Source organism: Cognatishimia sp. MH4019 (assembly GCF_020177595.1).
In the GTDB taxonomy this organism is placed as follows: domain Bacteria; phylum Pseudomonadota; class Alphaproteobacteria; order Rhodobacterales; family Rhodobacteraceae; genus JAHTBL01.
This window is the reverse complement of the sequence record NZ_JAHTBL010000009.1, coordinates 83067-98137: the sequence shown is the minus strand read 5'-3', so window position 1 is coordinate 98137 and position 15071 is coordinate 83067. Positions and strand designations below refer to the sequence as shown.

12 protein-coding genes are annotated in these 15071 nt (G+C 61.2%); 7 read left to right on the top strand and 5 right to left on the bottom strand.

Annotated elements, in window-relative coordinates; genetic code table 11:
* Positions 1–98: 98 nt before the first annotated feature.
* Positions 99–2234, top strand: a complete 2136-nt coding sequence (locus tag KUW67_RS15025) for a nucleoside-diphosphate sugar epimerase/dehydratase (RefSeq protein WP_224826148.1) — start codon at positions 99–101, stop codon at positions 2232–2234.
* Here the strand turns inward: KUW67_RS15025 and KUW67_RS15020 are convergent.
* Genes KUW67_RS15020 through KUW67_RS15005 form a run of 4 tightly spaced genes read right to left on the bottom strand, consistent with a single transcriptional unit; the run spans position 2205 to position 6782 of the window.
* On the bottom strand, positions 2205–3032 hold the full coding sequence (locus KUW67_RS15020) for a sulfotransferase (RefSeq protein WP_224826147.1): 828 nt from the start codon (positions 3030–3032) through the stop codon (positions 2205–2207). The genes KUW67_RS15025 and KUW67_RS15020 overlap by 30 nt on opposite strands.
* Entirely contained in the window at positions 3029–4228 is a 1200-nt protein-coding gene (locus tag KUW67_RS15015) for a glycosyltransferase family 4 protein (protein ID WP_224826146.1), read from the bottom strand. Before KUW67_RS15015 ends, KUW67_RS15020 begins: the two co-directional genes overlap by 4 nt.
* A gap of 5 nt (positions 4229–4233) precedes the next feature.
* On the bottom strand, positions 4234–5490 hold the full coding sequence (locus KUW67_RS15010; RefSeq protein ID WP_224826145.1) for a polysaccharide biosynthesis/export family protein: 1257 nt from the start codon (positions 5488–5490) through the stop codon (positions 4234–4236).
* Between the two features lie 14 nt (positions 5491–5504).
* Positions 5505–6782, bottom strand: a complete 1278-nt coding sequence (locus KUW67_RS15005; RefSeq protein WP_224826144.1) for an O-antigen ligase — start codon at positions 6780–6782, stop codon at positions 5505–5507.
* Positions 6783–7057: 275 nt separating this feature from the next.
* Here KUW67_RS15005 and KUW67_RS18530 point away from each other — a divergent pair, with 275 nt between their 5' ends.
* From KUW67_RS18530 to KUW67_RS14975, 6 genes are all read left to right on the top strand, one after another.
* Positions 7058–9034 (top strand): polysaccharide biosynthesis tyrosine autokinase, encoded by a 1977-nt coding sequence (locus KUW67_RS18530; RefSeq protein ID WP_224826143.1) that lies wholly within the window; start codon positions 7058–7060, stop codon positions 9032–9034.
* Between the two features lie 109 nt (positions 9035–9143).
* The gene (locus tag KUW67_RS14995; protein WP_224826142.1) at positions 9144–9764 is read left to right on the top strand and encodes a sugar transferase; all 621 of its coding nucleotides are present in this window, start codon (positions 9144–9146) and stop codon (positions 9762–9764) included.
* A complete protein-coding gene (locus KUW67_RS14990) occupies positions 9761–10669 on the top strand; it encodes a methionyl-tRNA formyltransferase (RefSeq protein ID WP_224826141.1) in 909 nt (302 codons plus the stop codon). Before KUW67_RS14995 ends, KUW67_RS14990 begins: the two co-directional genes overlap by 4 nt.
* Positions 10666–11352: a PIG-L deacetylase family protein gene (locus tag KUW67_RS14985; RefSeq protein WP_224826140.1), complete on the top strand. Its 687-nt coding sequence runs from the start codon at positions 10666–10668 to the stop codon at positions 11350–11352. The genes KUW67_RS14990 and KUW67_RS14985 overlap by 4 nt, the downstream gene beginning before the upstream one ends.
* A 10-nt stretch (positions 11353–11362) precedes the next feature.
* A complete protein-coding gene (locus KUW67_RS14980; RefSeq protein ID WP_224826139.1) occupies positions 11363–12538 on the top strand; it encodes a DegT/DnrJ/EryC1/StrS aminotransferase family protein in 1176 nt (391 codons plus the stop codon).
* Complete coding sequence (locus tag KUW67_RS14975) at positions 12502–13650, top strand: glycosyltransferase (protein WP_224826138.1); 1149 nt, start codon at positions 12502–12504, stop codon at positions 13648–13650. Before KUW67_RS14980 ends, KUW67_RS14975 begins: the two co-directional genes overlap by 37 nt.
* Here the strand turns inward: KUW67_RS14975 and KUW67_RS14970 are convergent.
* Entirely contained in the window at positions 13647–15071 is a 1425-nt protein-coding gene (locus KUW67_RS14970; protein WP_224826137.1) for a hypothetical protein, read from the bottom strand. The genes KUW67_RS14975 and KUW67_RS14970 overlap by 4 nt on opposite strands.

Below are 15071 nucleotides of genomic sequence, written 5' to 3'. Positions count from 1 at the left end.
CATGTGGTGAGGCACATCAATTGCGTGCTGCGCTGACCCGATCCTACGGCAATTTTCGCCGTGCCCTCTCCGGCCTGTTTATTTGAGGTTCTTTGAGAATGGTAAATTTGGAGTCAAAGTCTGTTTCGTCCCTGCGCTCTGCAATTACAGAGGCCGCAGAGATCGACATCAAAGGCTGGCTTATACAAAAAGCGCGGCGGCGATTGCGGGGCCTTCGCGCGAACCGGCGCGTTTTCGTCCTTGATCTGATCGTCTGCGCGCTGGCGATCAGTCTGGCCTATGTGCTGCGTCTGGGCATCTATAACGATCTAAGCCGCTTCGCGCCTTTGCAGCTTCTGGTGCCGCTATCCGTGCTGGCGGGGGCCGTGGTCTACCCGGTGTTTGGCCTATACCGGCAGCACGTCATGACCACCTCGCTGCGCGACGCAGTGCATATCGCGTGGGCCTCGGCGCTCATGGTTGGCGTTGTCGTGCTCAGTTGGAGCATTCTGCGATCCCTGGACGGCGTGCCGCGCACAGCATTCATCATCCAGTTCCTGCTGGCGGTTCCAATGCATGGCGCAGTGCGCATCTATGCCCGACGCGCCGATCTGCGCTTCCGGGGCGCTCCGCGTGAACTCAAGGCCGTCGATGTGCTGATGGTCGGCACAGGCACCTCATGTGATCTGTTCTTGCGCGCCAATCAGCGCGACCCCGATCCGGTTTACCGCCCCATGGGCATTCTGGACGACGCGGGCGAAACCCGTGGACTGTTCTTTCACAACGTGCCGATTTTGGGCTCAATCCTTGAGGTCGAGGATGCGCTGGACCGGATGGTCGCCGAAGACCGCATGCCGCGCCAGATCATCCTGACCGAGCCGACGACGCATTACGATCTAAACGCGGTCGGCGTGCTGCACCGCTGGGCCGAGATAAACGGCATTGGCATGTCCCGCCTGCCCGGCCTATGCGAGCTTAAAGGAATGTCTGACAGCGCGACAGGTCTTGAGCCAGGGGCTGACATCAACCTGACCAACCTGCTGGACCGCCCGCAAAAGGTGATCGACGAATCTCGTCTGCGCCGCATGGTGACAGGTCGCAAGGTGCTGGTGACAGGGGCTGGCGGATCAATCGGCAGCGAATTGGTACGCCAGATCGCATCGCTGGAACCGCTGGAAATCATCCTGATGGAAAGCAGCGAATACAATCTCTACGCCATTGATATGGACCTGCAGCAACATTTTCCGGATGTGCCGCGCACGATCTATCTCAGCAACATCCGCGACCGTGGCCGGGTGCGCGAAATCTTCGGACGGCATGGGCCTGAGTTGGTGTTTCATGCAGCCGCTCTCAAGCATGTCCCCATGGTCGAGCTGAACCCATGCGAAGGCACGCTGACCAATGTGGTCGGCACGCGCAACATCGCCGATGCGGCCTATGATTATAATGCGCTCGCCTTTGTTCAGGTCTCGACCGACAAGGCGGTGAACACCACGAATGTGATGGGCGCGACCAAACGCGTTGCCGAGTTCTATTGTCAGGCGCTGGATCGCCGCGCCTGCCGCGAAGGGGTCAGAACCCGCTTCATGACCGTGCGCTTTGGCAATGTTCTGGGCTCATCCGGCTCTTTGATCCCGCTCTTTCAACGCCAGATCGCCCAAGGCGGTCCGCTGACGATCACCGACCCGCGGATGGAGCGGTTCTTCATGACGATCCGCGAGGCGGTCGAGCTGACACTTCTGGCCTCTGCCAACGGGTTGGCCGACAACTCGGATGTGGGTCAGATCTTCGTGCTCGATATGGGCGAGCCGATCCGCATCATCGATCTGGCCGAGCGTATGATCCGGCTGGCCGGGCTGAAAAAAGGTATCGATATCGACATTGATATCGTCGGCATCCGCCCGGGGGAGAAGCTGTTCGAGGAACTGTTCGACATCAACGAGACGCCGATGGCCTGCGGCATGGACGGTGTGCAAGCCGCCCGCCCCACCGGTGTGCCGCTGAACGAGCTACGCACCGCGATCCTGCAGCTTTCAGACAAGGCCAATCACGGCGATGCAAACGCGATCCTGCAACTTCTCAGCCAGTTGGTCCCCGGCTATCGCGATGATCTGCCATGCGATCAAGCTCAAGCGCGCAAGGAAAAAGCGCTGAAAACGCCGGACGTGGTTCTGGCCAATCAGCGGATCACGTTCAAACCGCATACCGGCAAGGCGGGTCAGATCCTAGCGATGGTCGATCCAGCCCGCAAATGACTGGCCGGTAAGGTCCTCAAGCGCGCGAACGCTTGGCGCATAATGGCTTTGCAGCTTCGCGCGCAGCTCGGACGGCAAGGCGGGATAGCTGGACGGTTTCGCCACCAGACCGCGCAGGGCCGCAAACCCGCGCGTGCCGCGAAACGGGGCGACGGCGGGCTTGAGCCGACCCAGCCGCTTGCGCCAGTGCGGCGGCACCCGCACGTCCGACTTGTCCTTGACCTTGCCCGTCTCGGCGATCTGCACATGATCTGTCGCCAGACCCAGATGCGCACGGGTCCTGGCGATCTGGGTTTCGGGATCGCGCGCGACCCCTTCGAAATCAAGCACAAGAAGACGCTCCCAGCCGAAGAGCCTGACATAACGCGCAAGCTGGGCCGCATAATCGCCGCCGATCAGGAACCGGCTGTCAGACGCCTTGTCGGGATCCAGATACTGCCCGATATCGCCGCTGACATCCCCGCGCCGGTAGAGCATGCAGTAATCGGAATAGGCCCGATCAACCGGGTTGCGCAGTTGTGCGATCAACCGCACCTGCGGCAGATGCGCATGAAGCCGTGCAGCCGCTTCCGGCACATCGAGATATGAATTTGATTTCTCTCCGATCAGCAGACCCGGATTAGGTGGCGTAAACTGCGACAGATACCAGTCCAGACCCCGGTCAAACTCGCGCGCGAAGAAATGCAGCTCAGGGTCCGGCATATAGACGTCCGGGTCCGATTGCAGCTGCCGCTGAAGCCAGGTCGTGGCGCATTTCGCAGCACCGATGATGACGAAATCAATGTCTTGAGAGTTCATGTGACAGGGGCCTTTGCCAAAAGTTTCGCATAGACCGCCTCGATCTGATCGACATGGGTGTCGAGCGTCAGATGCGTCATCGCATGGTCCTTCGCATGCGCCCGCAGTTCCGCGCGCAGCGACGCATCGGTCAGCACCTTATGGATCGGGTCGATGAACGCGCTTGGATCGTCTGGATCGACCAGAAACCCCGTCTTCCCGTGACGGATCGCCTCGGGATTGCCGCCATGATCGGTGGCAATGACAATCGTTCCCAGATGCATCGCCTCGATCAATGTGCGCCCGAACGGCTCATCATGGGCCGAGACCAAAAGGATATCCGTGCCCGCCATGAACGGCTCAACCGGGCTGCGAAATCCCATCAGGTGGATGCGATCCGCGATGCCCCGCTCCACAGCGCGGGCGCGGGCGGCATCATCCAGCGCGGGGCCACGCGACGGCACAGTACCGAACAGAACACCAACCGTTGGCATCTCAGGATGGGCGTCGATGAAATCAGCGACCGCATCCACGAAATGCACCGGGCGCTTGCGCGGAATCAGCCCGCCAAAATAGCCTAAAACATGGGTGCCTTCGGGTGCGCCGAGTGTCGCCAGCAAATCACGCTTGGCCGCATCGCGATCAGGGAGCAGCACCGGATCGAAGGGGGAGTGCACCACCGTCCATTTATGATCAATCGGGCGGATCGGTTTTGCGGGGGCTGCAAAGCGCGAGACAGTCACCAGGTGATCCGCAAAAACCGGCGCCAACAGATTGACCCCCCGCGCCTGCGGATCGCTGCGGTGATGCCACAGCATCCGCGCCTTGCTCAAGGCCGTCGGCATGGCCCAAGACGCATGCATCCGCCCGTCATTGGTATGCACCACGTCGATCTGATGCTTTCGAAGAAACTCGCGCATTCGCGGGACCGAGCGCGATAACCAGCGCAGCGCCCCTATCTTCGTGCGCGTGCCACTATCGCCAGAAGCGCTTAGGATCGGCATGCCTGACAGATCGACCGGCGTGACATCAAAATCGGCCATGAATGGCAGAAAGTCACCCTCCATACGGTGCACGCCGACAACCGGTTGGGCCGTTCCGCGGTCTTTCAACGCTTTGATCAGCTTGAAAGACGAGATGTGACTGCCGCCGATATCATCCCCGCCGACATATGGAAAAAGCACGACAGGCGGGCGCTGGACGCTTTGCAACATCATGGCGCTCACTCGCTCAGGATCGGACCGGTGGAGAGTACCGGCGCGCGCACCACAAGCGTGTCGCCGGGCGACAAAACAGTCTGCTCAGTGGCTGCAACCGGATCATTTGCACTGGTGTGCTTTGGTACAATGCGTAGCAGATAGGGTTGCTGTTCATCCGCCGCCCCCGCCACCTCAGCAGCCCCGGCTGCGGTGATGTAGAGGTCAGTGCTGGTGTCGATGGCGACCCCCAGATCGGCCACGCGATCCCGTGCGATGCGCAGCTCATCCAGCAGCTCCAGACGCTTGCTGTTGTAAATCTCCTCGACCTCGCGGCGCGCCTCGTTCAGCGAGGATCGCGCATCCAGCATCTCGACTGTCAGGTCAATCTCGCGCAGGCGAAGCTGGGTAACGGCCGCGGCCGCCGCGTTCTCAAGATTGGCGCGGGCCAGTCCCCGCTCTGCCAGTTGCTGCATATTCGCGAACTGCTCTTCGGCGCGCACAAGCTCTTCGGCAACCAGATCCATCTGATTCTCAAGCTCGGCAATGACCGATTCAAGCAACGCAATAAGGTCTTCCACAGAAGCGACGCGCGCGCCGACGGCACTGCGCTCCACCTCGAAAATCTCGGTCTCGGTGCGGATCAATCCGGTGTCACCCAGCAACGCGGCCAGTTCGGCGGGCGGGTCGAACTCTTCTTCGCCCGACAGGCTCGCCTCGATCCGCGAGATGCGCAGAAGCAGCCGACGCTGGTTCAGGATCAGCCGACGCCGCTGGCCGAACGCCTCAAGCAGCCGCGCCTCGCTGGACAGCCGCGCGCCGCTGGAGGTGCCGTAGCCACCCGCCAGCGCGACCGCCTGTTGCACGGTCAGGCCAGGGCGATATTCGATCTGGCCGGGGCGGTAGACATCACCTGCAATGATGATCGGGTTGAAGGCTGCGATCTCAACCGCGACGGCGGGGGTTTCGGTCAGCCCGATGCCCGCCCGCAAGCTCAGCGACAGCTCTTGCGCGATCTCTGATGTGGTCAGCCCTTCGGCCCGGACCGCACCAGAAATCGGAAACGAGATCGCCCCGTCGGCGCTGACCGTATAGTCGCCGCTGATCCCCCCCCATTCGTCGAACGTGCCCGTCGACACGTTCCATTGCCCGACCCGGATCTTGAGCACATCATCCGCGTTCACGCGGTAATCAGATTGCGCTGCGGCCAGACCAGGTAGCAGGCCAAGCGCGGCCACCAACAAGAGCCGCAACAATAATAAGGACGGAAAATATCTGAACATGGGAGTGTCTCTATTCAATCAATGCGAAAGGATTTGTGGGAAAAGGAAAAAGTGGTCGCGCGCCGTTCGGCCAAGGCGAGGCCCAAAGCCACCAGCCAAGGCAGGATCCAGAACCGCCCATAGACATGCGGCGTGGCCGAAATGACCAGCACGAAAATAGTGAACGTCACAAGAAGGTAAGAGCCCGTCACGCGGGTGTCGCGGCGCACGACAAGCGTCAGCCCGATAGTGGCGATGGCGACGAACATCATCATCAGCCCGATGATCGTGATCAGCCCGCCCTCGTTCAACAGCAGAAGATAGGCGTTGTGCACCGGCGCCTCGTAGACACTGTTGAGCCGGTATTGATCCATCCCCTGCCCGATCAGCAGGTTGGTATGAGCGATCTGCAACGCCTCGAAATTCAGGTAGAGACGGTCCATCAACGTGCCCGCCTGTGACATGTCCCCCGACGACAACGCGCCATAGACGCGCTTGACGAAGATATCGGGCAGGAAGGCCTCTCCGAACGCGATAAAGAGGAAGACGGCGACGCCCCCGAATGCCGCCAGAAGAAGACCGTCGCGCAAGGGCTTGGGGCTGGCCAGCTGCATCAAAACGACCGCGAACACGAACGAGAAAAGGCCCGTGTTCGAGCCGGTCAGCATGATTGTGTAAAGCATGAGACCAAGAAACAGCAACCCGATCCAGAACCGCAGCACCGCGCGACGTATCATCCAGATGACCAGCGGCACGGTCATCGCAATCAGCGCGGCAAACGCGTTTTCACGCTCGACCAAGCCGCGCAAACGGCCCGACCCGGACAGAAAGCGCATGTCCACCGGCCCCTCCAGCGTGGTCAGCCAGATGCCGTGCAGGCACAGAACAAGGATCGCGGCCAGAAACGCCTTTGCGATCAGCAACGCATCCTCGGGTGAGGCGCGCAGAAAGATAAGCGGCAGCACCCCGTAGGCGAACAGATACTGAACCTGCCCGACCAGCCCGCGCACCGGATCGCCATTCACGATGGATGCCAAAAGCAGCCCGAAAATCAGGCAAAACAACCCAAGACCGTAAAAGCGCGGCAGCATGCGCAGCCGCTCTCCCAAAAGCTGCGGGCGCGCGAGCAACAGCAAAAAGCAAAGGCCGACCACCAGATCGCCGAGGGTCAGGTAGACGTCATCGAGCCGAAACGCATTCATCGGCGCAAGAAAGACGGCAAGCACCGCCAATCGGAGTTCGATTTTCGCAAGACCGGTTGGTGCGGAATATGCACCGGGGAAGGCATGCGAGCTGATGTCCGGCGCCGACATGGTCCCTCCTTTCAGAGTAATGCCACCATCGTGCAACGCTCAAAAAGCGATTAACAATTCATATCAATTTCAAAAACGCGTCGGATCCCGGGCGGGAAATCCTTGGCTTAAAAGCATTTGCAGGTTAGCTTAGTTAACAGAAGCCAATCAAGTTATTAGACCGTTTAGCTCTTATTTTTGTTTTTGACGTTTTTTAGCGCCGCCCTTTATTTCACGGCCCTCATATCAGGGTTTATCCTGAGCTAGACAGTCGTTTGCCAATGGACGGAAACGACGTGAATACCGAAAAAACCGGATTTAACCGCCGCCCGAATCGCCCTGCCGCTACGATTCTGTCTCGGTCCGGGCCCGAAATCGGTGCCATGATGAACCCTTTGGGAATTCTGCGACGATATTACTGGGTTGTCGTGCTGGTGACAGCAGCCTTCTTCGGGCTGGGCTATATGCTGACAGCAAACGGCGGCAAGGACTACACCGCGCACAGCACAATCGTGTTGCGCCCCGAAAGCGCCACAGTAGAGATGGCAAGCGTGCCGGGCGGGCTTGAACTGACCGAAACGACAGTTGAAACCCAGCTTGATATTCTGAAATCGCGCCAGGTGCTGGGCTCTGTTGTTGAGCGCCTCGAGCTGGACCGCGATGCGCGTTTCGCAGGGGCGGCCCTCGCCGCGGGCGACACGTTCCAGGCCCGCGACAATGCAATATCGGTTATTGCGAATAACACACGGGTCGAACGGCGCGCCAATTCACTGGCCCTTCAGGTTTCGACCGTCGCGCCGGATCCGGCCTTGGCCGCACAAATCTCGAACACGCTGGCGCAAGCCTATCTCGATGACCGCCGCGAAAGCCGTCTGGCGGAAATCGAAGCCTCGGTCGAGGTGCTTGAGACCCGCGAGCAAGTGATCGGCCAGCGCCTGTCCGAGGCCAAGTCCGAACTGGCACGCCATGTGCGCGACATGCGGCTGGATGATACCGCCGTCGGCCCCCGCCTTCAGGCCGAGATTGAACGACTGAACGCCCGGCTCGAGTTGCCGCTTGAGGGCGCAGACACCTCGACCGCCGAATTGGAAGCGCGCATCGAGCAACTCAAGCAGGCGCAGGTGACCCGCAGCATTGCCGAGTTCCGCCGGGACGAGCTGGAACGCGAGCTTGAGACGAACGGCGTGATCTATGACCAGATCGTCAGCGAAATCGCCCAGCTTGATACCCGCACCCGGACACTGCGCCCCGCGGCCTTTGTCGCCTCCGTCGCCGAACCGCCACTCAACCCGTCGTCAATGAGCCCCAAGACCGGCGGCGCGCTCAGCGCGATCGGTGGCGGCTTGCTGGCCATTTTTGGCCTGATCGTCGCAGCGCTTTTTGACACGCGGATCAAGACGACACAGCAGATCGAACAAGAGCTTGAAGTGTCGAACCTGGGCGTGATCCCGATCCCGACGCTCAGCCGCAAGCTGGTGCAGGACATACCGCCATTCGAATTTTTCAGCGCACACCCGCAATCGCCCTTCAGCGACGCGGTGCGGCGGTTGTTCTTCAACCTCGATTCCGCACTTGGCGGCCTCTCTGGCCACGCGATCGCGCTGACCTCGACCACCCCAAACGAAGGCAAGACCAGCCTGTCGACTTGTCTGGCCATGGCCGCCGCCCAGATGAATGTGAAAGTGGCGCTTGTCGATCTGGATTCGCGCAAACAAAGCATCGCTGAATATGTCGTCGATCATGACCCGCGGCTTGAAAGTGTGCCGTCGCTGAAAGACTGGTTCGCCGGGGAAACCCGCCTGAACCGCGTTCTCGTGCAGAGCCCGGTTTTTGACGGCGTCGATCTGTTCTTGTGGCCCGCCGAACGCTCTGAAGAAGCGACCGTTCTGAAAGAGGAACGCCTGCGCGCACTCATGGGCACTCTGCGCGAGAAGTACGATCTGGTGGTGATCGACACGCCGCCGATCCTGCTGGTCAGCGACATCTCGCATCTGGGCCGTCATATCGACGGCTATCTGATCGTCGCGGGCTGGGAGATGATCACCCAATCCATGCTTGGCGATCTGCGCAAGGTCCTGTCCTTGGCGGGCGGTCCGATCATCGGGTCGGTTCTGAACCGCGTCGATGCCAAGAAACAGCACCAGTTGGGCACCTACGATCACCTCTATTACCATCAGTATGAGCATTATTACGACACCGACGCGCCAGCGTCACAATCCACCCGCGCCCGCATTTTGGGCAGCCTCAACCGGAGCAAAGCCCGCCAGAGCTGACCGCCTCTCATGCCGCTTGATTTCCAAGCGGCCCGGTCCAGCGCGCAAAGCCACTTATTTCATAGCGATCTCATAAGGTTACAAGTCTAGTCATTTGGAAGGACGATTTATGCAGCGTGTATTTGAGCTGATAATCATCTGCTTCGGCATCGCCATATTATGGCTGCCGATGTGCATCACTGCCCTCATCATTTGGGCCACGCTGGGCCGTCCGCTGATGTTCCGGCAACGGCGCTCGGGCCGCAACGGCGAGGTCTTCTCGATCCTCAAGTTCCGCACGATGAACGACACTCGCGATGCGTCCGGCACCTTGCTGCCCGATGCAGAGCGCCAGACCCCCGTCACCAAAACCCTGCGCCGTCTGCGTCTTGACGAACTGCCCCAGCTTTTCGCGGTCCTGTCGGCTAAGATGGCCCTTGTCGGTCCTCGCCCCCTGACCCCGGATACGATTGAAAGCCTCGGACGGCGCGGTGTCTGGCGCGGACGCGTGCGCCCCGGCATGACCGGTTGGGCACAGATCAGTGGCAACACGCACCTGACGCTGGACGAAAAGATCGCCCTCGATCTTTGGTATGTCGGGAACCGCAGCGTGTGGCTTGATCTCTACATCCTCATGCAAACCATTGCCGTGATCGTCGCAGGCGAACGTCTACGTTCAGACCGCATCGACCGCGCGCGCGCTTGGATTGACCGGAACAAACCCTCCCTCAGCCTTGAGGTGACGCCATGAAGATCGCTCTCGTCGGCGCGGTCGAAAGCACCCGCGTCACCATCGAAACCCTTGCACCCCTTGGGCATACGCCCGATCTGCTGGTGACGCTCCCGCTTGATTTGGCGCATCGCCATTCCGATTTCGTCGATCTGAACCCGCTGGCGGCAGAACACGGCATCCCGGTGCATGCCACCGCAAAAAGCAACGCGCCCGAAACGATTGCCGCGCTCAAGGCGCTCGCCCCCGATCTGATGCTGGTGATCGGCTGGTCGCAGCTGTGCAACGTCGAATTTCGCAGCATCGCGTCAAAGGCCTCGCTGGGGTTTCACCCCTCCGCCTTGCCCAAACTGCGCGGGCGCGCGGTGATCCCTTGGACGATCCTGCAAGGCGAAGACCGCTCTGGCGCGTCAATTTTCTGGCTGGCCGACGGGGCTGACACTGGCGATATCGCAGCGCAAGAAACCTTCGCCATTGATCCCGCCAGCGAAACCGCTGCAAGCCTTTACGCCAAACAGATGGAGGCACTGGCCCGCATGTTGCCCCCTCTGATGGCCCGGTTTACCGCGGGCGAGGCCCCGCGCACCCCGCAAGACCACAGCAAGGCGACGATCTGCGCGCGCCGCACCGCCGAGGATGGCCGCATCGACTGGACCCAACCCGCTGACCGGATCGAACGTCTGGTGCGCGCGGTGGGCGATCCGTATCCGGGCGCTTTCACCGAAACCAACGCGCAGCGCCTTGTCATCACCCAAGCACAGCTGACCGAGGGCAACCGCTATATCGGCCTGCCCGGTCAGGTGCAGGCCCGCGAGGCCGACCGCTTTACCGTGATGTGCGGCGATGCGCGCTGCCTTGATGTGCTGGGCTGGAGCGGGGCCAGCGAGCCGCCTAAACTGCACAGCAAGCTGGGGGTTCCGGCATGAGCGGCGTCTTCAACTCCGATGGCCCGATCCTTGTTCTGGCCCCCCACCCCGATGACGAGATCCTTGGCGCAGGTGGGACCATGGCGAAGCTGGCCGATGCCGGGCGTGAGGTGCATGTCTGCGTCGTTACCGCAGGCAAACCGCCCGCCTTCTCTGAAAGCTCCGCTGCGACCACGCGGGCCGAGGCCAAGCGCGCCCATGCCCATATCGGCGTCTACGAAACCCATTGGATGGATCATCCGGCCGCCGATCTGGACTCCGTCCCGCATAAGGACCTGAACGCCAGCCTCGGCGCGTTGATCCGCGATATCGCGCCCGGAACGCTGTTGCTACCGCATGTGGGCGACATCCATCTCGATCATCAACTGATCTTCCTGTCCGGCATGGTCGGCGCGCGCCCGCATCAAGCGGCATTCCCGCGCACAGTTCTGGCCTATGAGACGTTGTCAGAGACGAACTGGAACGCGCCTTATCTGTCGCCTGCGTTTCTGCCACAGGTCTTTTGCGACATCTCCGACACGCTCCAGCGCAAGCTCGATGCGTTCGCCATGTTCGAAAGTCAGGCACGCCAAGCACCCCATGAACGCTCTGTCGAAAGCCTGCGCGCGCTGGCTACATTGCGCGGTGCGACGGTCCATGCCCAAGCGGCGGAAGGCTTTGTGCTGATCCGCCATCTGGCGTGAGAGCAAGCAAATGTCCCATACGCAACCTCCGACAAAGCCCAGCTGGCCCCATTACGACAGCGAACAGATCGACGCGGTCAGCGCCGTTCTGCACTCCGGCAAGGTCAACGCTTGGACCGGTCCTGACGTGCGCGCGTTCGAAGAGGAATACGCAGCAGCCCTTGGTGTGAAACATGCACTGGCGATGGCAAACGGGTCGGTCACCCTCAACGCGGCCCTTCAGGTTCTGGGATTGCAACCCGGCGACGAAGTCATCGTCACTCCCCGTAGCTTTGTGGTGTCAGCATCCTGTGTACCCCTTTTCGGGGGCCGCGCCGTCTTTGCAGATGTCGATCCCGACACGCAGAACATCACGCCCGCCACCATCGCCAAGCAGATCACGCCACGCACACGCGGCATCATCGCCGTGCATCTGGGTGGCTGGCCTTGCGACATGGACGGGATCATGGCGCTGGCCAATGATCACGGCCTTTGGGTGATCGAGGATTGCGCCCAAGCCCATGGTGCGATGATCGACGACCGTCCCGTCGGCAGCTTTGGCACGATGGCCTCGTTCTCCTTCTGTCAGGACAAGATCATGACCACGGGTGGAGAAGGCGGTCTGCTGGTCACCAATGACGACACGCTCTGGCGCAAAGCGTGGAGCTATAAGGACCACGGCAAGGATTACGCCACCGTCTTTGAGACAGAGCACGCCCCCGGCTTTCGTTGGCTGCACGAGCATCCGGGCACCAATCTGCGCATGTCCGGCATGGCCGCCGCGATCGGGCGGGTGCAGCTTAAACGCCTGCCGGAGTGGACAGCGCACCGCACGCGGATCGCTGGGATTTTTGCCGACGCTTTTACGCCCCTGCCCGCCCTGCGCACCCCCCTGCCTGCTCCCGGCTTCACCCATGCGTGGTATCGGTTCTATACCTTCGTGCGGCCGGAACGACTGGCTCCCGGATGGGACCGCGACCGGATCCTTGCCGAAATAACCGAAGCAGGCTTCCCCACCTTTTCGGGAAGCTGCTCCGAGATCTACCGCGAAAAGCTCTTTGAAGGCGCTGTTGACGCACCTCTGCCCATCGCCCGCGATCTGGGCGAAACCAGCATGGCCTTTCTCACGGACCCTACGATCAGCGAAGCTGACGCCACCGCACTGGCCGAGTGCGTGACCTCTATCATCGCCCGCGCCAGCGCATGATCGCGCGCCCCCGGCATATCGTGTTTCTGCTGTCGGGGCTGGGCGCAGGCGGAGCCGAGAAGGTCATCAACCTGATTGCCCGACACCGTGCGGATGCGGGCGATACGGTCAGCGTTCTGGCGTTGAATGGCCACCCGGTCCAAAGTTTCTTTCCCTATGCCGACCCGATCCGCGTGCGCACCTGTGAAAACGAGGCAGGCAAAACCAGTCTTTTAGGACGTCTGCAATGGCTACGCCGCACACTTGCAGACCTGCGCCCCGATCTTGTCGTTTCGTTTCTGACAAAGGTGAACGTGCTGACCCTTCTGGCGTCTCTCAACAAGCCTTGGCCCGTCATCGTGTCCGAGCGCAATAACCCGCAAGCCCAGCCCGCGCATCCGCTTTGGCCTTACCTGACACGCGCAACCTTGCCGCGCGCGCAAGCCATCGTCATGCAAACCGAAGCGGCCAAAGCGACCCTGCTCCCGCGCGCGGCAGAGGGTGCACATGTCATAGGCAACCCCTGCACTTTGACCCGCGCCCGCGCGCCAGTTGGCGATGCCGCCTCGCGCTTTGTCGCCGTCGGACGCCTAGCCGACCAAAAAGGCTTCGACACGCTGATCGACGCCTTCGCCTATGTCCATCAAACCCGTCCTGACGCGACGCTGACCATCTATGGCGAGGGCCCGCTGCGCGATGATCTGCAAAGCCAGATCACAGGGCTGAACCTTAACGCGGTGGTCCACCTGCCCGGCCTCAGCACCTCCCCCGGAGACTGGATTGACCAAGGTGACAGCTTTGTCCTGTCTTCCAGATACGAGGGGTTTCCGAACGTTTTGGCCGAAGCGATGGCCGCAGGGATGGCCGCGATCTCGACGCGGTGCGATTGGGGCCCGCCAGAGTTGATCGCCGATGGTGAGAACGGGCTGCTTGTCCCGACCGATGATCCACAAGCGCTTGGGTCTGCAATGCTGCGCGTGCTGCAAGAACGCGCCCTGCGCGAAAGGCTGGCCACGAGCGCAAAAGCCAGCGCTGCGACACGCTTTACTCTGTCGAGTATCCTTGATCAGTGGGACCAAGTGATCGACAGCACGCTGGCCTCCCGGACAAGACGCGCAAGACAAGCCGCCTAAGGGCCACAGCTGCCGGTAAGCGGTGCGCTGCCGTCCAGCTTGACCATCCCGGCCCCGTCCCCTGCCAATTCGTGCAGATACTCCTCAAAATTGGTCCAGCCGTCCCCATCCGCATCCGCGCGGCCATCCTCGGGATCAGCGGGTGCAAGACCCACTGATAGCTCCCACGCATCGGCCATCCCGTCGCGATCCGCATCGGGTGGCATCGGCGTTGAGACCAGATCAGGCCAGCCGCCCACCGTTTCGGGGTGCCTTTTCACCAATCCACCTTCACGCCGCTCCACCAATGACACGATGCGCTGGTCGACCGCATCGCGCGCGGGTCGCGTCGCTCCGGCGCAGGCCAGAACCTCCCGCAAAGCGACCTTCGGCGAGCTGGTCTGCACCAGCGGAGCGTCAAACCGCGTGCCCACAAGATACCGGCGCAACGCAGGTGTCACAGCCTCGCTCTGATCCCCCGCGTCCGGCATGTATGTTTCGTCCAGATTGTCATCGGCAAAGATTGCAAACCCGGCCGAGCCATCCTCCGCCGGATAGATCAGCCGATCATAAATCGCGCGTGTCCCGGCCATCTTGTAATTGCCGACAATATTGGCCTGCATCGGCCCGTGCTTGTCCGACAGCGTGACGACATATTGCCAGATCGGCGAATACATCACGTTGTTGACGATATCGACAACACTGCCCGGGATCGCGGTCTGAAACTGCGGATTGCGGAACTTGCCAAGCGCGAAAAGGGTGTGATGCACGCTGATATCGCCGCCATGGGTCATCAACATGTTGCGCGCCCGGTTGCGCTTGCCGGGGCCACCGTTCAGCAACGGCTCCGTCACAAAGCTCCATTGCACTGTGAGGTTGGTTGCATGTTCGGAGTCGATTGTTTCGTCCGACCCCCAGCTGGCCGAGATATGGTCAGCGATGATATCGCGCGCCTCGGAGGTATAAAAACCAAGCGCGCCGGAACAGCATGACGGCATCCCATGAGGACCAGGCCGCAGGCGCAGGTGGCGCAAAATCACGTCATGGGTTTTGATCTCTAACGCAGGGCGCGGCTGCAAAGGCCCGTTGCGGATCGCGATCCCGCCACCCGGCGCAGTTTCACCGGCAATCGTCAGAAAGGGATGCGTCACCACCAAAGCGGCGGTGTTCAACGTGATTGTGCCGCTGACCTCAAAAACGCAGGTGCGCGGCATCGTGGCCTTAATGCACGCGCGCAGTGAACCGGGACCAGCTTCATTCAGATTGCTGACAAACAGGACCTTCCCACCGCGCCCCCCTTTGGCGGCGGCCCCAAATCCTTCGGCAGACGGAAACGCGCGTTGGCTGCCGTCCGGCAATTTGGCGCTCAGCGATGGCTGCGCTGAGACAGGCGTCGAAAGCGCAAACCCCACACAGAGCAAAAGCCCCCATAGCGCGCGCAT